This window comes from Macrococcus hajekii, assembly GCF_004359505.1.
In the GTDB taxonomy this organism is placed as follows: domain Bacteria; phylum Bacillota; class Bacilli; order Staphylococcales; family Staphylococcaceae; genus Macrococcus; species Macrococcus hajekii.
On record NZ_SCWE01000001.1, the window covers coordinates 117,232 to 141,988 of the forward strand.

25 protein-coding genes are annotated in these 24,757 nt (G+C 41.9%); 21 read left to right on the forward strand and 4 right to left on the reverse strand.

The features are described 5' to 3' along the window. Window positions 1-11 precede the first annotated feature (11 nt). Window positions 12-416: a transcriptional regulator, SarA/Rot family gene (locus tag ERX37_RS00735; RefSeq protein ID WP_133428734.1), complete on the forward strand. Its 405-nt coding sequence runs from the start codon at window positions 12-14 to the stop codon at window positions 414-416. Window positions 417-434: 18 nt separating this feature from the next. Here the strand turns inward: ERX37_RS00735 and mnmM are convergent, their stop codons facing one another. Further along, window positions 435-986 carry a tRNA 5-(aminomethyl)-2-thiouridylate-methyltransferase MnmM gene (gene mnmM / locus ERX37_RS00740; protein ID WP_133428735.1) on the reverse strand — a complete coding sequence of 184 codons (552 nt, stop codon included), beginning with the start codon at window positions 984-986 and terminating at the stop codon, window positions 435-437. After that, window positions 976-1,917 (reverse strand): tRNA modification radical SAM protein MnmL/YtqA, encoded by a 942-nt coding sequence (mnmL, locus tag ERX37_RS00745; RefSeq protein ID WP_133429643.1) that lies wholly within the window; start codon window positions 1,915-1,917, stop codon window positions 976-978. The genes mnmM and mnmL overlap by 11 nt, the downstream gene beginning before the upstream one ends. 89 nt (window positions 1,918-2,006) lie before the next feature. Between mnmL and ERX37_RS00750 the strand changes: the two genes are divergently transcribed. The 3 genes from ERX37_RS00750 (at window position 2,007) to ERX37_RS00760 (ending at window position 6,287) form a co-directional block, all read left to right on the forward strand. Then, complete coding sequence (locus tag ERX37_RS00750; RefSeq protein WP_133428736.1) at window positions 2,007-3,164, forward strand: MDR family MFS transporter; 1,158 nt, start codon at window positions 2,007-2,009, stop codon at window positions 3,162-3,164. 411 nt (window positions 3,165-3,575) lie between these two features. After that, window positions 3,576-5,993 (forward strand): leucine--tRNA ligase, encoded by a 2,418-nt coding sequence (gene leuS, locus ERX37_RS00755; protein ID WP_279523282.1) that lies wholly within the window; start codon window positions 3,576-3,578, stop codon window positions 5,991-5,993. 9 nt (window positions 5,994-6,002) lie between these two features. Then, the gene (locus ERX37_RS00760; RefSeq protein WP_133428738.1) at window positions 6,003-6,287 is read left to right on the forward strand and encodes a rhodanese-like domain-containing protein; all 285 of its coding nucleotides are present in this window, start codon (window positions 6,003-6,005) and stop codon (window positions 6,285-6,287) included. 16 nt (window positions 6,288-6,303) lie between these two features. Here the strand turns inward: ERX37_RS00760 and ERX37_RS00765 are convergent, their stop codons facing one another. Next, window positions 6,304-7,563, reverse strand: a complete 1,260-nt coding sequence (locus ERX37_RS00765) for a BaiN/RdsA family NAD(P)/FAD-dependent oxidoreductase (protein WP_133428739.1) — start codon at window positions 7,561-7,563, stop codon at window positions 6,304-6,306. A gap of 116 nt (window positions 7,564-7,679) precedes the next feature. Here ERX37_RS00765 and ERX37_RS00770 point away from each other — a divergent pair, with 116 nt between their 5' ends. The 7 genes from ERX37_RS00770 to trmB all read left to right on the forward strand — a co-directional run bounded on the left by ERX37_RS00770 (window position 7,680) and on the right by trmB (window position 14,421). Continuing rightward, window positions 7,680-9,311 carry a putative polysaccharide biosynthesis protein gene (locus ERX37_RS00770; RefSeq protein WP_133428740.1) on the forward strand — a complete coding sequence of 544 codons (1,632 nt, stop codon included), beginning with the start codon at window positions 7,680-7,682 and terminating at the stop codon, window positions 9,309-9,311. Continuing rightward, window positions 9,308-10,006 carry a pseudouridine synthase gene (locus tag ERX37_RS00775; protein ID WP_133428741.1) on the forward strand — a complete coding sequence of 233 codons (699 nt, stop codon included), beginning with the start codon at window positions 9,308-9,310 and terminating at the stop codon, window positions 10,004-10,006. The genes ERX37_RS00770 and ERX37_RS00775 overlap by 4 nt, the downstream gene beginning before the upstream one ends. A 56-nt stretch (window positions 10,007-10,062) precedes the next feature. Next, window positions 10,063-10,506 carry a YtxH domain-containing protein gene (locus ERX37_RS00780; protein WP_133428742.1) on the forward strand — a complete coding sequence of 148 codons (444 nt, stop codon included), beginning with the start codon at window positions 10,063-10,065 and terminating at the stop codon, window positions 10,504-10,506. A gap of 104 nt (window positions 10,507-10,610) precedes the next feature. Next, window positions 10,611-12,014: a dipeptidase PepV gene (pepV, locus tag ERX37_RS00785; protein WP_133428743.1), complete on the forward strand. Its 1,404-nt coding sequence runs from the start codon at window positions 10,611-10,613 to the stop codon at window positions 12,012-12,014. A 1-nt stretch (window position 12,015) separates the two neighbouring features. Further along, complete coding sequence (dat, locus tag ERX37_RS00790; RefSeq protein ID WP_133428744.1) at window positions 12,016-12,843, forward strand: D-amino-acid transaminase; 828 nt, start codon at window positions 12,016-12,018, stop codon at window positions 12,841-12,843. Window positions 12,844-12,984: 141 nt separating this feature from the next. Then, complete coding sequence (locus ERX37_RS00795; protein ID WP_133428745.1) at window positions 12,985-13,776, forward strand: phosphotransferase family protein; 792 nt, start codon at window positions 12,985-12,987, stop codon at window positions 13,774-13,776. Window positions 13,777-13,788: 12 nt separating this feature from the next. Further along, the gene (trmB, locus tag ERX37_RS00800; protein ID WP_133428746.1) at window positions 13,789-14,421 is read left to right on the forward strand and encodes a tRNA (guanosine(46)-N7)-methyltransferase TrmB; all 633 of its coding nucleotides are present in this window, start codon (window positions 13,789-13,791) and stop codon (window positions 14,419-14,421) included. A gap of 83 nt (window positions 14,422-14,504) precedes the next feature. Here the strand turns inward: trmB and ERX37_RS00805 are convergent, their stop codons facing one another. After that, window positions 14,505-14,786, reverse strand: coding sequence for a hypothetical protein (locus ERX37_RS00805; protein WP_133428747.1), 282 nt, complete (start codon window positions 14,784-14,786; stop codon window positions 14,505-14,507). 146 nt (window positions 14,787-14,932) lie between these two features. Here ERX37_RS00805 and ERX37_RS00810 point away from each other — a divergent pair, with 146 nt between their 5' ends. The 10 genes from ERX37_RS00810 to ERX37_RS00855 all read left to right on the forward strand — a co-directional run bounded on the left by ERX37_RS00810 (window position 14,933) and on the right by ERX37_RS00855 (window position 24,714). After that, entirely contained in the window at window positions 14,933-15,712 is a 780-nt protein-coding gene (locus ERX37_RS00810) for an amino acid ABC transporter substrate-binding protein (protein WP_133428748.1), read from the forward strand. Then, window positions 15,696-16,415, forward strand: coding sequence for an amino acid ABC transporter permease (locus ERX37_RS00815; RefSeq protein WP_133428749.1), 720 nt, complete (start codon window positions 15,696-15,698; stop codon window positions 16,413-16,415). Before ERX37_RS00810 ends, ERX37_RS00815 begins: the two co-directional genes overlap by 17 nt. Continuing rightward, on the forward strand, window positions 16,412-17,143 hold the full coding sequence (locus ERX37_RS00820; protein ID WP_133428750.1) for an amino acid ABC transporter ATP-binding protein: 732 nt from the start codon (window positions 16,412-16,414) through the stop codon (window positions 17,141-17,143). The genes ERX37_RS00815 and ERX37_RS00820 overlap by 4 nt, the downstream gene beginning before the upstream one ends. Window positions 17,144-17,221: 78 nt before the next feature. Then, window positions 17,222-18,226, forward strand: coding sequence for a PTS sugar transporter subunit IIC (locus tag ERX37_RS00825; protein ID WP_133428751.1), 1,005 nt, complete (start codon window positions 17,222-17,224; stop codon window positions 18,224-18,226). Next, complete coding sequence (locus tag ERX37_RS00830; RefSeq protein WP_133428752.1) at window positions 18,223-18,537, forward strand: thioredoxin family protein; 315 nt, start codon at window positions 18,223-18,225, stop codon at window positions 18,535-18,537. The genes ERX37_RS00825 and ERX37_RS00830 overlap by 4 nt, the downstream gene beginning before the upstream one ends. 71 nt (window positions 18,538-18,608) lie before the next feature. After that, entirely contained in the window at window positions 18,609-19,469 is an 861-nt protein-coding gene (locus tag ERX37_RS00835; RefSeq protein WP_133428753.1) for a DUF1444 domain-containing protein, read from the forward strand. Window position 19,470: 1 nt separating this feature from the next. Beyond that, window positions 19,471-20,064 carry a YtpR family tRNA-binding protein gene (ytpR, locus tag ERX37_RS00840; RefSeq protein ID WP_133428754.1) on the forward strand — a complete coding sequence of 198 codons (594 nt, stop codon included), beginning with the start codon at window positions 19,471-19,473 and terminating at the stop codon, window positions 20,062-20,064. Between the two features lie 14 nt (window positions 20,065-20,078). Further along, window positions 20,079-22,781, forward strand: coding sequence for a DNA translocase FtsK (locus tag ERX37_RS00845; RefSeq protein WP_133428755.1), 2,703 nt, complete (start codon window positions 20,079-20,081; stop codon window positions 22,779-22,781). Between the two features lie 10 nt (window positions 22,782-22,791). Next, the gene (gene murC, locus ERX37_RS00850; RefSeq protein WP_133428756.1) at window positions 22,792-24,087 is read left to right on the forward strand and encodes a UDP-N-acetylmuramate--L-alanine ligase; all 1,296 of its coding nucleotides are present in this window, start codon (window positions 22,792-22,794) and stop codon (window positions 24,085-24,087) included. Between the two features lie 84 nt (window positions 24,088-24,171). Beyond that, a complete protein-coding gene (locus ERX37_RS00855; RefSeq protein WP_133428757.1) occupies window positions 24,172-24,714 on the forward strand; it encodes a DUF948 domain-containing protein in 543 nt (180 codons plus the stop codon). Window positions 24,715-24,757 lie beyond the last annotated feature (43 nt).

The following is a 24,757-nucleotide window of genomic DNA, read 5'->3' on the forward strand; positions in this document are numbered from 1 at the left end:
AGGCTGAAAAGATGTCAGGTCAAAAACATGAAATAAGTGATATGGTAGCACTTAACGAACTGCAGAAGGAGATAGATACTATTTTCGATGTTATTTCCGAGCGCTTCGATTTATCTAAGGAAGAGTATCTAGCCATGGTCGCATTATGGGATAATGGCTCCATGTCTCTGAAGGAACTGGATCAGTATGTAGACATTAAGCCTTATAAACGAACGCGTTTCTTTAATAATCTAGTCGCTAAAGGCTGGATCTATAAGGAGCGTCCACAAAATGACGAGCGTACGGTGATCATTCATTACAACAAGGATAAAGCAGCAGATAAGGATGAGATTGTCCGCGTTGCCTGTTCTGCCATTAAGAACAATATGACAGACTTCAAAAAATACTTCCAGCAGGTTCTCGATATATGCAAATAAAAAACGGTAAGCGTCCGCTTACCGTTTTTCTATGGCACAAATGAAGGGGGGATTGTTTTTCTGGTTGATAAATTCATATTTAAGGATATGAGCTTGTTCTTGGTCGTAATGCTGAAGGAAGTTTAACACAGCTTCTTTTTCCAGCTGACCTTCTGCATGACCGTGATAAATAACCAGGATGATGATGCCCCCGGATTTCAACTGCTCAAACAGTACATTGACTGCTTGAATCGTTGTGTCGGGCAGCGTTACGATTGATTTATCTCCTCGTGGTAAATAGCCAAGGTTAAAAATCGCACAGCTGATTGCCTCATTGATATACTGGCCGGCATGCTGATGACCGTCGTTGATAAAAGTAATGTGGTCATAGGCAGCCGTTTTTAACTTCGTATTGCTGATAGCTGTCTCCTGTATATCAAATGCATAGACATGTCCAGCGGCTGTTACACGTTCGGCAAGATATAATGTATCATGACCGTTACCGCATGTAGCATCTACAACGCTATCCCCGGCCGTCACAAATGTATCAATCAGCGATTTTGAGAAAGGAAGAATACCTTTAAGCTTCATAACGCTTTCCCTGCCAGCTGTCACGTCGGATAAGTTCCTGGTCAATTGCGTTCAGGACCTCCCATTTGTTGACGCTCCACATCGGACCGATCATCAGTTCAATAGGACCGTCACCTGTGATTCGATGGATGATCATTTCAGGTGGCAGGATTTCCAGTTGATCGGCCACTAGACTGACATAATCTTCTTTAGTCATAAACTCAAGTTTTCCTTTTTCGTACTGCTTGATCATTGGAGTGCCTTTTAAGAGATGCAGCAGATGGATCTTTATACCCTGCACATCCATATCGGCAACAGCTTGAGCCGTCTCCATCATCATGTCATAGTTTTCACCCGGCAGACCGTTGATAATATGAGAACAGATATTGATGTTATGTTTGCGCAGTTTTGCGATACCTTCGTAGTAGCACTGCATGTCGTGTGCCCGGTTGATTAAGTCTGACGTTTCCTGATGAACTGTCTGCAGACCGAGTTCCACCCAGAGATAGGTACGTTCGTTCAGCTCTGCGAGGTATTCGACGACATCATCCGGCAGACAGTCAGGACGTGTTGCAATGGAGAGACCAACGACGCCTTCCTGAGCCAGTGCCGCTTCATATTTCTCTTTAAGGACGTGAAGTGGGGCATGCGTATTTGTATAGGCCTGAAAATAGGCAATATACTGTCCGTCTTTCCATTTCTCATGTGTGCGGTTCTTGATTTTCTCGAACTGAACAGGAATAGGGTCCACACGCTCACCGGCGAAGTCACCGGATCCCGCAACTGAACAGAATGTGCAGCCACCGTGTGCCACCGTACCATCACGATTCGGACAGTCGAAGCCACCTTCCAGGGCAACTTTGAAAATTTTCTGACCGAATTTCTGACGGAGGTGGTAGTTCCATGTATGATAACGTTTATTATCAAGTGCATATTTAAATTGATTCATGATAGACTCACCTTTCTTATTGTAGGATTTTAACACAAAATATTGTCTTGTGCCGTAAAAAAAGTTAGTCTAGGGAAGAAGAGGTGAAAAAAATGAAAATGCCGCGTTTAGTCTGGCTCCTGATCATTGGAATGGCAGTCAATGTTACAGGTGCTAGTTTTATTTGGCCGCTGAATACAATCTATATCCATAATGAACTTGGGAAGAGCCTGAGTGTGGCCGGAATAGTGCTGATGTTAAATTCAGGTGCTTCTGTTGCAGGGAACCTGATGGGCGGTAAGATGTTTGACCGTTTTGGTGGTTATTTAACCGTCATGACCGGGATTCTTCTGGCAATGATCAGTTTAGTAGGTATGGTACTTATCCATACCTGGCCGTGGTATCCAGTGTGGCTGATTCTGGTCGGCTTTGGTTCCGGTATCGTCTTCCCTGCTATCTATGCGATGGCTGGTGTTGCATGGCCGGAAGGAGGAAGACGAACATTCAACGCTATCTACCTTGCCCAGAATCTAGGTGTAGCCATCGGAGCAGCTGCAGGTGGCTTTATGGCTGATATTAGTTTTAATCTTATATTTATTGCCAACCTTCTGCTGTTCGTTGTGTTCTTCTTCATTGCTATTTTCGGTTACCGTGAAGCCGGGAATCTGCATAAGGCACGCAAGGTTGCTGAAGTAAAGGATATAGTGGATAAGAGTCGTTTTCATGCGCTGCTGCTGATCTGTACAGCATATTGTCTCTGCTGGATTGGTTATGTACAGTGGCAGACTACCATCTCCAGCTATACACAGACAATCGGTATTTCTCTGCAGCAGTATAGTCTGTTATGGGCATTGAATGGAATTCTGATTATTGTCGGTCAACCTTTGATTCGTCCCTTTATACGTTTGATAGAAGACAAAATTAAGACTCAGATTGCGGTAGGTATCGGTATATTTATCATATCTTTCGTTGTGACCAGCTTCGCAGAGAATTTCATGATGTTTGTCGTCGGCATGGTCATACTGACGTTAGGTGAAATGTTTGTCTGGCCGGCCGTACCTACCATTGCGAACATGCTTGCACCAGAAGGACGGGTAGGGACATATCAAGGTATCGTTAATTCAACTGCTACACTAGGCCGTGCGATCGGACCTGTAGCTGGTGGTGTCATCGTTGATCTATTTGATATGCAGATGATGTTTTACGCGATGATTGCACTGTTAATCCTGAGCTTTGTATTTGTAAAAATATATGACCGAAAACTGACATAAATATCGAGAAGGTATGGAAGAAGACTCGCTGGAAGCGGGTCTTTTACTTTACATCTCCTTTATCTATGCTGATAGGTAAATAGATTTACTGAAAACAAGTAGATGTTTTTAAATTTTAGTTATTCAGACAGTCAAATCATCCATAATTTTTTTAACTCATAAAAACTTCTTGCACAAATTCCGCAATCATTTTATAGTAGTTATTAACTGGAGTAGTAACTTCGAATCATTTGTAGAGAGTCAGTGATGGTGAAAACTGATAGTGGTGAAGGGTGAACTTGCCGGTGTGATGAAATCAATAATCAAAGCTGCACTTAACGGTGAATTGCGGGTGGTACCGCGGTTGTCTATAGAAGACAGTCGTCCCTCTTATAGGGATGACTGTCTTTATTTTTATTTACAGGAGGAATGATCATGAATTTTAATCATCAGGAAATTGAAAAGAAATGGCAGCAATACTGGGCCGAAAATAAAACATTTAAAACTGAAGAGCACTCAGATAAACCTAAGTTTTATGCGCTGGATATGTTCCCGTATCCATCAGGTGCCGGTCTTCATGTCGGGCATCCAGAAGGCTATACGGCGACTGACATTATGTCTCGTTTTCGACGTATGCAGGGGTATAATGTACTGCATCCAATGGGCTGGGATGCGTTTGGTTTACCAGCTGAGCAGTATGCGATTGATACAGGGAATGATCCGGCTGAATTCACGCTGACGAACATCCAGACATTTAAACGTCAGATTCAGGAACTGGGTTTCAGCTACGACTGGGACCGTGAAGTGAATACAACAGATCCGAACTACTATAAATGGACGCAGTGGATCTTCATTCAGCTTTATAACAAAGGACTCGCATACGTGGATGAAGTTGCGGTGAACTGGTGTCCGGCGCTGGGTACTGTTCTCTCAAATGAAGAAGTGATCGACGGTAAATCTGAGCGTGGCGGCCATCCGGTTATCCGTAAGCCGATGCGACAATGGGTGCTGAAGATTACTGAATATGCCGACCGTCTGCTTGAAGACCTGGACGATCTCGATTGGTCTGAATCACTTAAAGATATGCAGCGTAACTGGATTGGTCGTTCTGAAGGAGCAGAAGTTACTTTTAAAGTGAAAGAACATGGGGCGTCATTTGATGTTTTCACAACTCGTCCAGATACAATTTTCGGTGCAACATATGCTGTACTGTCGCCTGAACATGCACTCGTTGAAAAAATTACAACTGACGAACAGCTTCAGGCAGTGAAAGATTATCAGGAACAGGCCTCACGTAAGTCTGACCTCGAGCGTACAGACCTTGCGAAAGATAAATCAGGTGTCTTCACAGGTGCGTATGCTATCAATCCCTTTACAAATGCTGAAATGCCGATTTGGATTTCTGACTATGTACTGGCATCATATGGTACAGGTGCGATCATGGCTGTACCTGCACATGATGAACGTGATTATGATTTCGCGAAGCAGTTTGATCTGCCGATTATTCAAGTACTTGAAGGCGGTGATATCTCGTCTGAAGCCTTTACGGGCGACGGAGTGCATATCAATTCCGGCGAACTGAATGGTCTGAATAAAGAAGACGGTATCCAAAAAGCGATCGATATGCTGGAAGCACAAAATATCGGTCAGAAGAAGACGAGCTATAAACTTCGCGACTGGTTGTTCTCACGTCAGCGTTACTGGGGTGAACCGATTCCTGTGATCACATGGGAAGATGGAACGATGACGACGGTACCAGAGGAAGAACTGCCGCTTATGCTGCCTGTAACAGAACATATTAAACCATCAGGCACTGGGGAATCACCGCTTGCGAATATTGATGAATTCGTTAATGTCGTTGATCCGAAGACGGGTATGAAAGGTCGCCGCGAGACGAATACAATGCCGCAATGGGCAGGTAGCTGCTGGTATTACTTACGCTACATCGATCCACATAATGATGAAGCACTTGCTGATCCTGAAAAATTAAAAGAATGGCTGCCAGTCGATCTGTATATCGGGGGAGCAGAGCATGCAGTGCTCCATCTGCTGTACGCACGTTTCTGGCATAAAGTACTGTATGATATCGGTGTTGTGCCGACGAAGGAACCATTCCAGAAACTCGTTAACCAGGGAATGATTCTTGGTGAAGGTAACGAAAAAATGAGTAAATCAAAAGGCAATGTCGTCAATCCGGATGATATCGTTGAATCTCATGGTGCTGACACGTTACGTCTCTATGAAATGTTTATGGGACCTCTGGAAGCTTCAATCGCATGGAGTACAAATGGACTGGACGGAGCCCGTCGTTTCCTCGACCGTATTTATCGCCTGTTTATTACAGAGCACGGTACATTGACAGAGAAAATAACGGAAGAAGCAACACCTGCTATGGAAAAGGTTTATCACCAGACTGTGAAAAAAGTGACGGAAGACTTCGATACACTTGGCTTCAACACAGCGATTTCTCAGATGATGGTCTTCATCAATGAAGGTTATAAACAGGATAAGATCAATAAGTCTTATGTTGAAGCCTTCGTTAAGATGCTGTCACCTATCGCACCGCATATCGCTGAAGAATTATGGCAGAAGCTGGGTCATACTGAAACGATTACTTACGAAGCATGGCCGACATTTGATGCGTCAAAACTGATTGATGATGAAGTGGAAATCGTCATTCAGATCAATGGCAAGCTGAAGAAAAAGGCAAAGATTGCAAAAGATATGCCGAAAGAAGAACTTGAAGCCTTTGCTCTTGCTGAAGAAGAGATCAAGGCAGCTATTGACGGTAAAACAATCCGTAAAGTGATTGCTGTGCCGAATAAACTTGTCAACATTGTGGCGAATTAGGAGGTATTTATGAATTACGACATCACACCTCAAGAATTAACGTCTAAAATGGATCATGGAGAACCCATCCATATTATTGATATACGTGAAGATTATGAAGTGCAGACCGGCATGTTAAAAGGGGCTGAACATATTCCGATGAATACAATTCCTGACCATATGCATACTTTTAAGCAAGGGGAACCTTATTATATTGTATGCGCACACGGCGTCCGCAGTGAGAAAGTGACTGATTATTTACGTGAACATGATTTTGATGCTTATAATGTGACAGGTGGCATGGCTGCATTCTAACAAAAGACGACTTCTCTTAATGAGAAGTCGTCTTTTGTGCATTGAGGCCGGCGACGTAACCTGTCACGAGTGCACTCGTAATATTATAGCCGCCGGTATAGCCATGTATATCCAGTACTTCACCGCAGAAGAAGAGGTTGTCGTGTAGCTTGGATTGCATCGTAGCAGGATGAATCTCTTTGACGCTGACACCACCTCCTGTGACAAAGGCTTTTTCAATGGAGAGTGTACCGTTAACGGTCAGTGAGAATTGCTTCAGTGAAGTAATGAACTCAGTGAGTTGCTCTTTTTTTAGATGGTGACCGCTAGTCGTCTCATCAATACCTGCCTGTTGGAGGAGAAACAGGAGATAGCGTTCATGGACAAGTCCTTTTAAACTGTTCTTGATAGCTTTGTCCGGCTGATCTTTCAGCAGTCGGTTTACACGTGCAGTCAACTCATGCAATGATTCTTCAGGAAAGCAGTCAATCATCATCAGCACGTCCTGTTTTTTCTGACGTTGCTGTTCCTTATAGACGAACTGAGAACATCTTAACGCTGCTGGACCTGATAGTCCGAAGTGAGTGAAGAGCATATCCATCTGATGCGTGATAGCAGGCTTGCCATTCTTACGCAGTACACTAAGTGCCACGTTCTGCAGGCTCAGACCTTGCAGTACCTTTGATTTAATAAAAGGTTCATTTGAAGTGATCGGAACTTCAGTCGGAAAGAGTTCAGTGATTGTATGGCCTGCCTGCATTGCAAAACGATAACCGTCACCCGTCGAGCCTGTCTGCGGGACACTTTTACCGCCGGTCGCAATAATGATGCTTTCAGCCTGGAAAATCCCGCGGTCTGTATCGACGCCTGTAATCTTCTCCTCGGTCAGTAAGAGCTGATTCACAGTCAGATTAGTTTTGATTTCAACTTGGTTATGTTCAAGATGTTTGAGCAATGTAGTGACAACATCTTTGGCATTGTTCGATACAGGGAACATACGTCCATTATCTTCTTCCTTTAACTTAACGCCTTTAGATTCGAAGTACTGGATGATACTTTCATTATCAAAAGTATTGAAGGCACTGTATAGGAATTTACCGTTACCTGGAATGTTCTTGATGATTTCTTCGTAGGGCAGACGGTTGGTGACATTGCATCTGCCACCGCCAGAAATCTGGAGTTTACGACCGAGCTGATCTTTTTTATCGATCAGTAGTACTTTCCCGCCTTGTTCACTAGCACTGATGGCAGCCATCAGCCCGCTTGGACCGCCACCAATGACGATTGTCTGATACATGAGTAGCCTCCTTTTTTTGTTCAATAATAATATCATACTTGATATAAATGTAGTTAACCGCAACTAAAGATGATAATATATGAATAGTTTAAAACTAGATAGTTAGGGATGAAGATATGTCAGAAAGTAATACATTAGTCAGAAGTACCTTTATATTAACCGCCAGTATATTTATCACGAAAATACTGGGGATACTTTATGTAATCCCCTTTTATGCCATTATCGGTGGCGAAAGAAATTTGGCACCTTATACTTATGCATATCAGCCTTATGTCGTTATGCTGACGATAGCAGGTGCGGGTGTGCCACTCGCTGTTGCTAAATACGTCTCTAAATATAACGCGCTGGGTGCTTACAGGGTCAGTGAAAAGTTGTATAAATCCAGCCTGCTCGTAATGAGTTTATCTGGTCTGCTTGGCTTTATTATATTATATCTGCTGTCGCCGATGATAGCAGAAGCAACGCTTGCAGGGGAGGGAAGTAAAGGTTCGTGGAGTGTTGATGATATCACACATATTATGCGTGTCATTTCATTTGCCGTTATATTTATTCCGTTCCTGGCGACATGGCGCGGGATTTTCCAGGGTTATGATTCAATGGGACCTACAGCGGTATCGACTGTAATCGAACAGGTCGCACGTATTCTGTTCTTGCTTGTAGGTGCATATCTTGTTCTTCATGTGTTTGACAAAGGGTTACTGCTTGCAAATGAAGTGGCAACATTTGCAGCCGCAATCGGTGCGATTTTTGCACTTCTGACCTTGTGGTATTATTGGCGGAAACGTAAGCCGTTTATAGATAAGATGATTCGTTCAGATAAAACGAATATCGATGTTGATTATCGTTCGATGTATAAGGAAATTCTTCTATATAGTATTCCGTTTGTTATTGTCAGTCTCTGTGTCCCTCTTTATATTATGATTGACCAATTTACACATAACAAAGGTCTTGCTATGGCAGGGGTACCCTCTTCTATGCATGATTCACTGCTGACCATGCTGAATTTAACGACGAATAAACTAGTGATGATTCCTACTTCACTGGCGGGCGGTTTTGCAATCAGTGTCGTACCATCGATTACGCGTACATTTGCTTCAGGACGCACACGTGAAATGCATCAGCAGATCAGAACAGCGCTCGGTGTACTGATGTATTTAACAGTACCAGCATCACTTGGTATTATGATTCTTGCTGCGCCGCTTTATACTGTTTTCTATAGCTATGATGCAACAGCGACTCAGATGCTGATGTTTTACGCACCCGTCGGTATTCTATTATCACTGATGTCTGTGACAGCAGCTATTCTACAAGGGATTGATAGACAGTCTATGACTGTGTGGATTATTCTGGGCTCTATTGTATTGAAAGCCGTGCTGAATTTACCGCTGATTATTCTATTTAAAACAAATGGAGCAATTCTTGCTACTGCTATTGCATTATTGTTTGCGATTATCTGCAATATGACGGTCATCCGTAAATATGCACATTTTCCGCTTCGCTCTACCGTGAAGGAAATGATTCAGATCTTTACCTTTACAGCAATTATGCTTGTGACAGTCGGTATCTCGTACTGGCTGTTGACTCATTTCCTCAGTGTAGAAGTGAAGGCACAATCTTTACTTATCCTCATTATCTGCGGTGTAATCGGTATGATAGTCTATGCTGTCATTACATTGAAAACGGGTCATGCTGAACGCTACTTAGGACAGCGTGTCGGTAAACTTGCAAGAAAGCTTCATCTGTCATGAGGCTGGATAAGTTTTTAGCTAATCATGGTATCGGTACGCGTACCGAAGTCAAACAACTGATAAAAAAAGGGGCTGTCACTGTCAATGATGACATCGTCAAAAAACCTGAATACAAAGTGAATGAAGCAAGTGATGTTATTAAGTGTAACGGTACTACGATTGAATATGAAAAAGAACTGTATATTATTCTGAACAAACCACAGGGCGTGATCAGTGCAACTGAGGATAATCTTCATACGACTGTGGTTGACCTGATGCCTGAATTCAGCCATTTCAATATACACCCGGTCGGTCGCCTTGATAAAGACACTGAAGGCCTTCTGATATTGACGACGGATGGACAGTTCAGCCATCGAGTACTTAGTCCAAGCAAACATGTTAATAAAACATACAGGGCGAAGCTGGACGGGGAAGTGGATGTTGAGGCGGTGAACCTCTTCAAGATGGGTATTACCCTAGAAGACGGCTATCGGTGCATGCCGGCGCAGCTTAACATTTTGTCACCAGATAACATTGAAGTTACTATTCAGGAAGGTAAATTTCATCAGGTGAAAAGAATGTTTCAAGCTATCGGATTGAATGTCATCTATCTTAAACGTATGAGAATGGGGAACTTAGACTTACCAGCCGATCTTGATACAGGCCAGTATCGAAAAATGACTATAGAAGAAATAAATTTAGTACAACATGTTTAAGCTTAGAAGCAATGGGTATATTTAGAATACAAATCTTACAATAGAGGTGGATGAAGATGAATAACAAACCAAGTTTATTACGTACAGCTTTAGTTCTTGGAGGTACTGCAGTTGCAGCAGTTCTTTCTAAAAAAGAAAACCGTGACCTTCTGATGAACGAATTCAACAAAGCAAAACAAGACCCAAATGCATATAAAGCGAACTTATCAGAAAAAGCAAGCAACTTAACACAAGTTGCTAAAGATGAAGTAGCAAAAGCAAAAGAAGATCCAAATGCATACAAAGCAACTTTAACTGATAAAGTAAAAGAAAAAGCAGCTCCAGTTGTTGATAAAGTGAAGGGTAACGAAGGCGACTTCCCTAAAAACCAAGCCAACGACCAAGAACAAGTAACAACTTTCGATGATGAAGGTGGCACAAGCAATATTCATATCGTGACTGATCACAGCAATGTAACTGCCAACAATCCAACTGCTGTAGATAAAAATAAATTAAAATAATAATTGTATTGAGAAGCTGTCCTATCGGGCGGCTTTTTTTGTTATTTTTAATTTCGGGGGTTTTCATGTAAGATAATAATATTGATAATAGGAGGAATGTAAACATGTGGAGAGAGAAAGTTGCACAATATGAAGAACAGATCATTGAAGACTTGAAGGGGTTACTGGCAATTGAAAGTGTACGTGATGATAGTCTGATGTCCAAAGAGACACCTGTTGGACCAGGACCGCGTGAAGCACTGGAATATATGTATCAGATGGCAGAACGCGATGGTTTTAAATCTGTTGACATCGATCACGTGGCAGGACGTATTGAAATGGGACAGGGAGACGATCTATTCGGTATCCTATGTCACGTGGATGTCGTGCCTGCGGGCAGTGGCTGGGACACGAATCCTTTTGAACCTGTCGTGACTGATGACCGAATCATCGCACGTGGTACACTGGATGATAAAGGTCCTACTATTGCGGCATATTATGCTGTTAAAATTCTGAATGATATGGGCGTAGACTTCAAAAAGCGCATTCATATGATTATTGGTACTGACGAGGAGTCAGGCTGGATGTGTACAGACCGTTATTTCCAGACGGAAGAAATGCCTGACCTGGGTATAGCACCGGATGCAGACTTTCCGCTTATTCACGGTGAGAAAGGCATTACAACATTCGATATCATTCAGACTGGTTCCCCGCAAGGTGAAACGCCTGAAGTAGAACTGAAGGCGCTGAATGCAGGAGAACGTTATAATATGGTGCCGGATTTTGCAGAAGCAAAACTCGAAGTCAGAGAAAAGATGGATTATATCATCCAGTCATTTGAAAACTATTTAAAAGAACACGACCTAACAGGACAATCTTCTGTTGATAACGGCAGCTTACTTCTTCAGGTGGAAGGTAAATCTGTACATGGTATGGATCCATCAATCGGTATTAACGCAGGCCTTTACCTTGTTCACTTCTTAAATACATTGAAGCTGGATGCAAAAGCAGCGCAATTCGTTGAGCTTGGAGATACGTATCTCTTTGACTCTCATTTCGGTGAGAAACTGAATATGGCATATGAGACTGAGGAAATGGGTCGATTGACAACAAATATTGGTGTCATCAGCTATACAGATGTTGACGGGGGCCATTACGGTGTGAACTTACGTTACCCGACAGGCTTTGATTTCAATGCTCAGATTGCTGATTTCACTGAGCGCATCAAAGATAGTTTTGAAATTGATGTCAATACGCATCAAGTACCTCACTATGTAGATAAGAATGATCCATTCGTTCAGAAGCTGCTGACAGCTTATCGTAATCAAACAGGTGATATGACAGAGCCTTATACAATTGGTGGCGGTACTTATGCGCGTAACCTTGAAAAGGGTGTGGCATTCGGTGCGATGTTCAAAGACTCAGTTGACTTGATGCACCAGAAGAATGAGTATATTACGAAGAAACAACTGTTTGATGCAACGGCGATTTATTTAGAAGCGATCCATGCAGTCTGTGTGGAGGACTAATATGAGTGTGAAGTATTTTAACGGTGAATTCGTGAAGGATTCAATTTCAATTGACCCTAATGACCGGGGCTATCAGTTCGGTGATGGAATTTATGAAGTCATCCGTGTGTATGACGGTAAATTATTCACAGGCATTGAACATTTTGAGCGTCTGCTCAGAAGTGCAGCGGAGATTCAGATTAAGCTTGAACAGACTGTCGATGATTATATGGCCATCTGTGAGCGCCTAGTTGCAGAAAATTATATTCAAAATGGCAATATCTATGTTCAAGTCACACGTGGTGCAGCCGTGCGCAATCATCTGTTTCCTGAATCAAGTGAGCCGGTGACGTTCATCTATACTTATGATTCAGAGCGACCTGTGCAGGGTATGAAAGAAGGAGTAAAAGTTATCACAACCGATGATATCCGCTGGTTACGCTGTGATATCAAGAGTCTGAATCTGCTCGGCAATGTGCTGAATAAACAGAAGGCTAAAGAAGCAGGCGGTACAGAAGCTATTCAGCTGCGGGAGGGTATTGTCACTGAAGGGACTTCGAGTAATGCATATATCGTTAAAGAGGGTGCTATTTATACTCACCCTGCAAATAATTTAATATTAAATGGAATTACACGGCAGGTTATTAAGACCTGTGCTGCGGAGATGGGTATTCCTTTTATTGAACAATCTTTCGATAAGGATGCACTTTTTGCTGCTGATGAGATCTTTATATCGAGTACATCTATTGAAGTGACGCCTGTTAATCAAGTGGATGACCAGCCTTTTGCTGTCGGTCCTGTCACACAGAAACTACAGCAGGCATTTGAACAGAAAATCAGTGCATTATAAGGTCAACATTATTTTTCCCTTGAATTAATGGCGCAAAGGATATAAAATTTAAGCAAGTCGCTTTTTTGCACGATTATTACTTAGATAAGGCTCTGGATTCTATCTCGAGCCTTTTCTTTTTTCTGAATGGAGGTGAACACGTTGGAACATTTCTATCAACTGGGCTGGACACTCGACTCTGCGGGTGGTGCATCGGGTGAAGCTTACATGGCTGAACAGGATGGTCATAAGCTGTTCCTGAAAAGAAATTCCAGTCCTTTCCTAGCCGCGCTTTCCGCTGAAGGTATTGTGCCGAAACTGGTCTGGACGAAACGTATTGAAACAGGTGAAGTGGTAACGGCGCAACATTGGAAGAATGGTAGAGCTTTGGAACAGGATGAAATGAAATCCCAGCGTGTTGCACTTCTACTCCGGAAGATACATGGTTCAAAGCAGTTGCTCAATATGCTGAAGAAGCTGGAAATGAAACCTATGTATCCTTCCATGCTGCTGACTAAGATCAATGCATCATTATCAAGGCATATACTGTCCCACAGTGTGATACGTAAAGCGCTGACTTATCTGGAGGAGCATATGCCTGTACTGGACAAATCGTTTTATACGGTCTGTCATGGTGACGTCAACCATAATAACTGGCTGCTGTCAGAGCAGGATGAACTTTTCCTTGTGGACTGGGAAGGTGCAATGATTGCAGATCCTGCCATTGATATCGGTATGATTCTGTATACCTACATTAAGCCGGAAGACTGGCCGCACTGGCTGGGTCAATACGGCATCGATGATTCCCTGGAATTACGTAAACGTATGAAATGGTATACAATCATTCAGGCGATTGCAATGGTCGAATGGTACGAGGAGAAAAATCGTTACCAGGATATGAATCACTGGCTCATCTTTTTAGATGAAGTGCTGAAGAGAAACCGTTTTATATAAGGAGAAACGAACATGAGAATGAGACACAAACCATGGGCTGAAGACTTTCTGCTTGCTCACGCTGAAATTGTCAGTGTTGACGATGCGAGAAAAGGTCAGATGCGTGAATGGTTCAATAATGATCAACCCATTCATATAGAAGTGGGTAGTGGAATGGGCCGATTTATCACAGAGATGGCTAAAGCCCATCCTGATATCAACTATATCGGTATAGAGCGAGATAAGAATGTGATGATTCGTATCGTTGAGAAAGCAGTAGAACAGAATATTCGTAATTTAAGACTGCTGACGCTGGATGCTGAACATCTGGCGGACTTCTTTTCACCCGGTGAAGTGGACCGCGTTTATCTTAATTTTTCAGATCCATGGCCGAAGACCCGTCATGCTAAAAGACGTCTGACACATGAAAATTTTCTGAAACATTATGAGAAGATACTGAAAAAAGATGGAGAGGTACATTTTAAGACAGATAACCAGCATCTCTTCGAATTTTCTATTGAAAGTATGAGCCAATACGGTATGAAGCTGAAGAACATCAATCTTGATTTACATACAGATGAACCGGAAGATAATATCAGAACCGAGTATGAAGGTAAATTCTCAAGCAAAGGATTTCGTATCAATCGACTGGAAGCTGTTTTTTAATGCTGAACAGCAGTCTTTGTCTGTATATCAAGAGCAGATCCTAATAAAAGTCACGATTCTTAACTTGAATCGTGACTTTTTATTTACATTTCTTTTGTATCAAGCAGTTCTCCAGTGTAAGCATTAGCGATAAACTCATAGCTGCCTTCAGGCGTGCTGATGCCGCCTTTATAGATCAATGTTTCTAGTCCGAGCTTTTTATAGTTCTCAGGATGATAATTAATATAAGAGGCTTCTACATCATGATAGAGCTGCTTGATTCCTGTCAGAACCTTATCAGGACTTTTAAGCTGATAGCGTTGTGCAAATAAATATCCAGTCAGTAGTGTGAGGGTGATGCTCGCGATAACGGATTTTATCTTCATATTCAACCTCCTTTAGTCTATTATCATCTTTCGCTGAAAAAATTCAAGTTTATCTATCAAACCAGAATCTTTTAGTTGACTTAAATGTACAATCGACTAAAATGAATTATATTCCGAGTAATTTAATAAGAATAGGAGAGAATAGAATGAAGAAGTTTTTGATAATGTTAGTTGCGGTTCTTGTTTTTCTGGCAGCATGTGGGCAATCTGAGGATACAAAGGATTCAAAAGAAGCGAAGACAGAAGATAAAGTCTTAACGGTAGGTACTGAAGGGACTTATGCACCTTTTACGTTTCATGATAAAGATGGAAAGCTGACTGGTTTTGATGTAGAAATCTCAAAAGCTGTTGCTGACAAAATGGGCTATAAAGTTAAGTTTGTAGAGACTCAGTGGGATTCTATGTTCGCAGGTCTTAACTCAGGTCGTTTTGACACTGTAGCGAATCAGGTCGGTATCAATGAAGAACGTAAAGCAAAATATCAGTTCTCAAAACCTTATACTTACACAAGTGCTGTTCTCGTAACGCGCAGCAATAGTGACATCAAGTCATTTGATGATGTTAAAGGAAGAAAACTGGCTCAGACTTTAACGTCTAACTACGGTAAACTCGCTAAAGATAAAGGTGCCCAGATTACACAGGTTGAAGGATTCAATCAGTCAATGGAACTCGTTCTGTCCAATCGTGTTGAAGGGACTTTCAACGAGAAGTTATCAGTGCTTGATTACATGAAGCAGAAGAAAAATGCAGATGTAAAAGTAATTGAAGGCGATGCTGAAAAAAGTCAATCAGCATTCGTATTCACTAAAAAGGCGGATAAAGCTTTAGTAGATAAAGTCAATAAAGCATTAGATGAACTACAAAAAGAGGGCGAGCTCAAAAAAATAAGCGAAAAATGGTTCGGCGAAGATGTTACTCAACCTTAATGCCGAGCAGCAGCACGCTTTAGACGCCGCTCAGCAAGCGTTTATACCGATGTTGAAGGGATTGATCACTTGGTCAATCCCTATTGCTATCATCACCTTTATTTTAGGTCTGATTATTGCGCTTGCTACAGCACTCAGTCGAATTTCGGATAACCGGTTCTTAAGTACCCTTGCACGTATATATGTCTCGATCATCCGAGGTACACCTATGATTGTGCAACTGTTCATTATTTTCTACGGGATTCCCGAAATCGGCAGACTGTTATCAGGAGATCCCGATAAACAGCTGACACTCGCTCCTGTCACGGCTGCAATTATTGGGCTGAGTCTGAATGTCGGTGCCTATGCATCAGAAGTTATTCGTGGAGGTATCATCTCTATTCCGAAAGGACAGAGAGAAGCGGCTTACTCAATCGGTATGTCAGAATGGATGACCATGAGACGAATCGTGTTGCCCCAGGCACTTCGCGTTTCTATTCCTGCACTAGGTAATACGTTTCTTAGTTTAATTAAGGATACATCGCTCCTAGGTTTCATTCTTGTTGCTGAGATGTTCCGTAAAGCACAGGAAGTTGCAGCGACTAGCTATGAGTTCTTATCCATCTATACACTTGTTGCATTGATGTACTGGGTGATCTGTTTTATTATTTCAGTCGTACAAAGTCAATATGAACGTCGTATTGAAAGGAAGTATAGCGCATGATAGAAATGAGAGATATTCGTAAGAGTTTCGGTGATAAAGAAGTTATTAAAGGAATTGATTTAGATGTTGGTGACGGCGAAGTGGTCGTTCTGATCGGGCGAAGTGGTTCAGGAAAAACAACATTACTGCGTATGATGAATGCACTCGAACTTCCAACAGTGGGTACTGTGACCGTGGATGGCATCAGCTATACGAACAACAGTAAGAAGAGCCAGATCGCCGTGCGCAGAAAATCCGGGATGGTCTTTCAGAACTATCAATTGTTCCCTCATATGACAGCACTTGAGAATGTCATGGAAGGTTTGACAATGGTTAAAAAGATGCCCAAGCAGGAGGCGAGAGCAGTGGCTGAAGAACTGCTCCGTAAAGTAGGACTGGAACAAGCAGCCGACCAATATCCGGCAGGCCTCTCAGGTGGTCAGCAGCAGCGTGTCGGTATTGCACGTGCACTTGCGATGAACCCGAAAGTAATGCTGTTTGATGAACCGACTTCAGCACTTGATCCTGAGCTGGTGAATGATGTACTGAATGTGATGATTGACCTCGCAAAGGAGGGGATGACAATGGTGATAGTCACGCATGAGATGAATTTTGCTAAAAATGTAGCAAGTCGAATCGCATTTATTCATGAAGGACAGATCGCTGAAACGGGTACACCTCAAGAAATATTCAATCATCCACAGACTGAACCGTTAAAACGATTCTTCAATATCATAGAAAAAAATTAAGAGACTCAGGTTGCCTGAGTCTTTTTTTCGCATACACATCTTTCCACTTTTATTATATACTGAACGAGAGGTGAAGGGATGAAACTATATTTGAAGAGATGGTTCATAGATGGGATGAGCTATCTGGCACTGGGTCTATTCAGTTCGTTGATTATTGGTCTTATTATTGAGACGATCGGTACACAGTTAAAACCTTATTTTGATACTTCGTTATTGATTACAATCGGACAGATGGCAAAGACTTATACAGGGGCAGCAGTCGGGGTCAGCGTTGCATACGGACTCGGTGCATCACCTCTGATTATCTTTTCAAGTGTCATTACAGGGATGTACGGTTATGAGTTGGGGGGTGCAGCAGGAACTTATGTTGTTGCACTTGTGACTGCTGAAATAGGTCGACTTTACAGTGGACGCACAAAAATCGATATTTTGCTCACGCCGCTTCTGACGTTACTGATAGGGGCTGTTATTGCGAAATTAATAGGTCCGTTCATTGCTAGACTTATGACAGCGCTTGGTGATTTCATCACTTTTTCGACGGATCAGCAACCGCTCCTGATGGGGATACTGGTATCACTTGTGTTCGGTATGACATTATCCAGTCCAATATCAAGCGCTGCACTTGCCTTGATGCTTGGTATTGAAGGGACTGCCGCTGCCGCTGCAACAATCGGCTGCTGCTGTCATATGATTGGTTTTGCCGTGACCAGTTACGGTGATAATGGTGTTCAGGGAATCATTGCAAATGGAATCGGAACGAGTAAAATCCAGATACCGAATTACTTGCGGAATCCTTTTATTCTGGTGCCGCCAGTTATTGCAAGCATCATCACGGCACCTATTATGACTTTGTTCTGGCCGATGCAGAATGTAGCTGCAGGAGCAGGAATGGGTACAAGTGGATTTGTCGGACAGATTATGACGATTAGAACAATGGGTGCTTCTGTTGAAACATGGCTTCAAATATTAATTTTTCATTTTATATTACCGGCAGTTATCAGTTATATTGTCTATAGACTGATGAAAAATGCACATATCATCAAGCCGGGTGATCAGCAAATTATGATAGGAGAGAAAACATGAAAACAATAACAAGCGTAGATCATTTTAAAGAAGTGATGCAGAAACCGACAATTGCAATGTTTACAGCGGGATGGTGTCCTGACTGTCATTTTATCGCACCAGTTCTTCCTGAGATTGAAGCAGCACATCCGGACTATCAGTTTGTATCGATTGACCGCGATGAACTGATGGATCTTGCTATTGAATACGACGTGATGGGTATTCCGAGTTTCGTAGCTTTCAAAGAAGGAAAAGAAATCGGTCGCTTCGTCTCGAAGGATCGTAAAACGAAAGATGAGATTAATGACTTCATAGCTTCACTTGAATCATAGACCACGATGGCTACCGTTCATCGTGGTTTTATTGTACAATGAGAGGTACATGAATTGAGGAGTGTATAGAGATGAATGTCTTCGAAATACGGGACGATATAATAGAAAAACTGGATCAGTCGGAGATGAAGGTCAGCTTTGACCGTAAAGAAGAGACACTTAGAGTCGAACGTACTGATAATCATAAAGGTCTGACTATTAAACTGGCACCTATTGTCGCAAAGTATAAATCACAAGGTGATAAAATAATCGATGAAGTCCTTTATTATATCAATGAAACAATAAAAGCGATGAAGGATGAAAGTGATAAGTCGGTTGATGATATTAAAATCATGCCAGTCATCCGTTCGACCAGCTTTCCTAAGGAATCAGCGGGTAAAGCATTTGTTGTCACTGAACATACAGCGGAAACGAATATTTACTATGCGCTGGACCTTGGTACAACTTATCGGCTCATTGATGAAGCACTACTGAGCGATATGAAGCTGTCAAAGGAACATGTTAAGGAGCAGGCGCTCTTTAATATCCGGAAGCTAAGCAACCCTTATAAAACTGACGAAGTAGCGGGTAATGTATTTTATTTCTTTAATTCGAATGATGGCTATGATGCAAGTCGTGTTCTGAATGAAACCCTTCTTGCTCAGTTTGACCAGAAGAAGGAAGGCGAACTGCTCGTCGCAACGCCTCATGCTGACGTATTGATCATTGCTGATATACGCAATGAGACAGGCTATGACATTATGGCACAGATGATGATGCAGTTTTTCAGCAATGGTCTGGTACCTGTCACATCGCTTTCATTTCAGTATGACAATGGCAAGCTCACACCGGTCTTTATTCTAGGGAAAAACAATGCAAAACGAGATACAGAAGCAATCAAAAGAATCGAAGCAAACCGAAAAAAATTCGAACAGGAAAAAAAGGAGAAATAACATGAATATTTTTTATAATAAGCATATTGGAGATGTCCTTCTGATTACAGTTAAGCCTGCGGAAGAGCCTTTTACTTACGAACGTTCAGGAGATGTTGTGACTATTAAGAAAGATAATGAAATCGTCGGTTACAATGTCTTTAATGTCAGCGAACTGAATATAACGACTGACGGACAAGTGGAACTGGACGCAGCACGTGTTGAAGAAATCAATCAGTTTCTTCAAACAAAAGGACTTGAACCACTTGAAGTTGATCTGTCACCGAAGTTTGTTGTCGGCCATGTAGACACGATGGAAAAACATCCGGATGCCGATAAGCTGAATATCTGTCAGGTCAATGTGGGTGAGGAAGTGCTTCAGATTGTCTGTGGCGCTAAAAATGTAGCAGCCGGTCAGAATGTAGTTGTCGCAAAAGTAGGAGCGGTTATGCCTAGCGGAATGCTCATTAAGGATGCAGAACTGCGCGGTGTTCCTTCCAGTGGCATGATCTGTTCAGAACGAGAACTAGGTCTCACTGATTCTGAGGAGAAGAAAGGGATTCTTGTACTGGATGCAGCACTTGAACCCGGCACAGATTTCTTTAAACAACTATAAAGGTGTGACTGAAGATGAGCTGGTTCGATAATTTATTTGGACAGGATAATAAGGAAACCGAAACACATACACAGACTGAAATCTCTGAGACACCTGATAATCAGCATAGTGATATTTATAGACGGCCACGCGGTAAATTCCGCTTTCCGATTGATTTAGATGACAGCAGCGTTGAACAGAATACAGAAATCAGAACAGAGCAAGTGACTGAAGAACCGGTGACTGAAAAAGCGGTGATTGAAGAGAGAAAGCTGAGTCAGCAGTTCGTGAATGATGACTATTTTGAGAAGCGACGTGCACGGAAAAATCGCAACAGCCAACCACCATATGAAAAGCAATACCAAAAAGTGAAAGAAGAACCACCTCGTAAAGATTATAAGAGAGATCTACCACGTATACCTGATAAGAAGCGGACATTTACAGCAAGTGAAGTCCCTTCTGCTATATTCGGCAGTCGTAAAAACTTACAACCAAGTGATTCCAAAGTAGTGATCACACCGCTGACAGGTAAAAAAGTCGAGAAGAAAAAACCGGAAATACCGACATATCGTCAGAAAGACAATGTAGTCAATGTGGAAAATATTTATGCCTCTCAGATTGTCGCTGAAATCCGCAAAGAACGCGAGAAAAAAATGAATGCTAAAAAAGCATTTGAAGAAGCGAGACGTCAGCAGAAAGAACAGGAAAAACTGGTTGAGATACTGACATCAGAAACTCAGGAAGAACTCGAAATAGAAACGATTGAACTTCAGCAGGAGCAATATGTCCCTATCGAAGTTGAAGAAATTCAACTCGAGAAGGATACACTTGATCAAGCGTCAGAGGAGCTTGTCATTTCTGCTAAAACAACTGAACATACAGAGGAAAATCATGAAGAAGCGTCAGAAGAAGCGCAGGCTGCATCTGATGTTGTGTATACGACAGAGCGTACTGAGGATATAGAAGCAAGGAACGAAGAACAGCCTGAACAAGTACAAGACATAGTGGATGATAACGATGAACAACGTTTAATAGAAGAGCGCACTGATGAAGTAAGTGATGATAGTGAGACGACAGTAGCTGACATATCAGATTCATCTGTCTCGCAGGGTGAAGAAGATACGACAGCGGAAAATATTGAACACTTATATAATGATCAGCAACAAGCTGTACTTGAAGAAAAACCGGCGACTCAAGCTAAGAAAGTATCACCTTTCAATGTATTGATGACACCATCGGATAAAAAACGTCTGATGAATCGACCGATAGAGCCTGTGAAATCTCAAACGGTCCAGCCGGGAGTTGTTAATTCAGAACCTGCTGAAATTGAAGCGGAAAAGGCAAAACGGAAAGGGCCTAAATATCTCCTTCCGCCTGTCAGTCTGCTGACACCAGAAGAGTCGTCACATGAGAATGTAGAGTGGGTTGAGGAACAAAGGCAGCAACTGGATGAAGCTTTCTATCATTTCAATGTCCCTGCCAAAGTGGAAGAAGTGGTGATTGGACCATCCGTCACACGTTATGAACTGTCAGTTGAAAAAGGGGTTAAAGTCAGTCGAATCACTAACCTTCAGGATGATATTAAAATGGCGCTTGCCGCAAAAGAGATTCGTATTGAAGCACCGATTCCAGGAACTTCGCGAGTAGGTGTAGAAGTACCGAATATCAACACAAGAAAAGTGAACTTAAGTGAAGTGATCTTCAGTAAACGTTTCAAGTTTGCCGAGTCAAATCTTGTCGTTGCATTGGGCGCTAAAATCAATAATGAACCGATGCTGATGGATATTGCGAAGATGCCGCACGCCTTGATTGCAGGGGCGACAGGGTCAGGTAAATCGGTCAGTATCAATGCGATTCTTCTCTCTCTTCTGTATCGCAATAATCCGAATGAGCTCAAACTGCTGCTCATCGATCCTAAAATGGTGGAACTTGCGCCTTATAACGATCTGCCGCATTTGATTGCACCAGTCATTACTGATGTCAAAGCAGCGACTGAGAGTCTTAAATGGGTTGTTGAAGAGATGGAGAGACGTTACAAAGTGTTCTCAGATGTTCATGTACGTAATATCACAGCGTATAACCAGAAGTCTCCTTATGACAAGCGCATGCCTAAAATTGTTATTGTCATAGATGAACTTGCTGACTTGATGATGATGGCACCTCAGGATGTTGAACATTCAATCGCACGTATTGCACAGAAAGCACGTGCAGCAGGGATTCATATGATTCTCGCAACGCAGCGTCCATCTGTCAATGTCATAACCGGCCTGATTAAGGCCAATGTGCCAACTCGTATCGCATTTATGGTATCATCATCGATTGATTCTAGAACGATACTCGATAACGGGGGCGCTGAGAAATTACTGGGTAATGGTGATATGCTTTATCAAGGTAATGGCATGAACAAACCGATTCGTATTCAAGGCTGTTACGTCTCCGATGAAGAAATCGATGAAGTTGTTGCCTATATCAAGGAACAGGCAGAACCTAATTATTTATTCCAGGAAAAAGAACTGCTGGATAAAGTTAATGAAGTACCTCAGGATGAGCTATTCGATGAAGTCGTTCAGTTCATGCTTGAGGAAGGGCATATCTCTACTTCACAGTTGCAACGTAGATTCCAGATCGGCTATAACCGTGCAGCTAGAATAATCGACAGTCTTGAAGCGATGGGGTATATTAGTGGAGCAAATGGCTCCAAGCCGAGAACAGTATTAATCAGTGAAAATCAAATATAGGAGTGGAAATATGACTTTATATCATTTTATCGGTATTAAAGGTTCAGGTATGAGTGCACTGGCCCATATTCTTTTTGATATGGATAATGAAGTGCAGGGCTCAGATATCGACAAACATTTTTTTACGGAAGATGCTTTAAGAGATAAAGGAATTAAAATTCTGCCTTTTGATGCAGATAATATTAAGGAAGGGATGACTGTTATTGCCGGCAATGCGTTCGGAGATGATCATCCTGAAGTTGTTCGTGCCAAGGAACTAGGTGGTGAATATTACCGCTATCATGACTTCTTAGGAGAGTTTATGAGTCAGTATACATCGATTGCTGTCACTGGTGCACATGGTAAGACATCGACAACAGGCTTATTATCTCATGTGATGAATGGGGATAAAAAAACTTCTTATCTAATCGGTGATGGAACAGGTATGGGCCAGCTTCAAAGTGAATATTTCGCTTTTGAGGCATGTGAATATCGACGTCATTTTCTGAGCTATACGCCTGATTATGCTATTATCACGAATATTGATTTCGATCATCCTGATTACTTCAGTGGTCTTGAAGATGTATTCAACGCTTTTCAGGAAATGGCACTTAAAGTTAAGAAGGCAGTCATTGCGTGTGGCGATGATGCCATTCTGCATGATATCAAAGTAGATATCCCCGTCTATTACTATGGATTGAATGAAGATAACAGAGTAAGAGCTGAAAACATCAGAACGACTGCTGACGGGACAGTGTTTGATGTTCAGATTGATAATCAGTTATATGGCACATTTAAAACACCCATGTTCGGTAATCACCAAGTGCTGAATGCACTGGCAGTAATTACAGTGTGCTATCTTGAAAAGTTGGATGTCGATAACATCAAAGAAGCACTTGAACTGTTCGGCGGCGTTAAACGTCGTTTCAGTGAGAAAAAAATCAATGATCAGATTCTGATTGATGACTATGCACATCATCCGGCGGAAATTAAAGCGACGATTGAATCGGCAACTAAGAAATACCCGGATAAAAATGTAATCGCTATTTTCCAGCCGCATACGTTCTCCAGAACTGAAAAGTTCCTGCAGGAATTTGCAGATAGCTTAAAGGAAGCAGATCAAGTTTATTTATGTGAGATCTTCGGCTCTGCTCGTGAGCAGTCGGGTAAATTAACGATTCAGGATTTAGCTGACTTAATACCTGATGCCCAAGTCATTATAGAAGAACAAATTGAAAATCTTAAGTCACATGAGAATGCAGTGCTTCTTTTCATGGGTGCAGGAGATATTCAAAAATTCCAGCAAGCTTATGAAAATTTGTTATAATGGTCATTAATATGTTTTAAGCCCTTTGACAAGGGTATTATGAAAGAGTAAATTAAGGATAACCACATTTAGGAGGGACTCAATATGGAATGGATTTTACCTATCGCCGGTATTATCGCTGCAATCGCATTTTTGATTCTGTGTATCGGTATCGTCATCGTATTACTTTCAGTTAAGAAAAATTTAGACCACGTTGCAAAAACGTTGGACGGTGTAGAAGGACAGATTCAAGGTATCACTCGTGAATCAACTGACTTATTACACAAAACAAACCGTCTTGCTGAAGATGTTCAAGACAAATCAGCTCGTCTGAATACAGTAGTGGATGCTGTTCAAGGTATCGGTGGTACTGTGAACAACTTAAACAGCTCTGTAGACCGTGTAACTACATCTATCACACACAATATTGCTAACAACAAAGATCAGATTGCACAAGTTGTACAATGGTCTAACGTAGCGATGGAAGTTGCTGATAAATGGAAGATGAGAAAAGAACGTCGCAATGCTTATGACTTTTCAAATCAAGTTGCTGTTAACGACACAAACCGTGAAGTATTCAACAAAGATACAGCAAATTACCACAATGTAGATGATGACAGAATTAATGCAGGTTTGAATAATAAATAAGTTTAAATAGTTTAATAATGGGAATATACTAGCTAAATAAGTA